A 280-nucleotide genomic window follows, 5' to 3' on the forward strand; every position below is an offset into this window, starting at 1 on the left:
GCCCTGCGCCAGCCGCTGCTGGAAATTTTCCCACCGGCCTTGCTCGGCCGCCTGGTGACCATCCCGTACTACCCGCTGAGCGACGAGATGCTCAAGGCGATCACGCGCCTGCAACTGAACCGCATCAAGAAGCGTGTGGAGAACACCCATAAAGTCGCGTTCGAGTATGACGACGCCGTGGTCGACCTGATCGTCTCGCGCTGCACCGAGACTGAAAGCGGCGGACGCATGATCGACACCATCCTCACCAACAGCCTGCTGCCGGACATGAGCCGCGAGT

Annotated in this window: 1 protein-coding gene; it reads left to right on the plus strand. The window is 62.1% G+C overall.

The genetic code is table 11. From position 1 onward, the window contains the following. Positions 1–280, plus strand: a 280-nt coding sequence (locus tag AAEZ05_RS28335; protein WP_502947805.1) for a ClpB D2-like domain containing protein, incomplete at both ends; no start/stop codon positions are given.

It is taken from the genome of Pseudomonas sp. HY13-MNA-CIBAN-0226 (assembly GCF_040310305.1).
Taxonomy (GTDB): domain Bacteria; phylum Pseudomonadota; class Gammaproteobacteria; order Pseudomonadales; family Pseudomonadaceae; genus Aquipseudomonas; species Aquipseudomonas gregormendelii.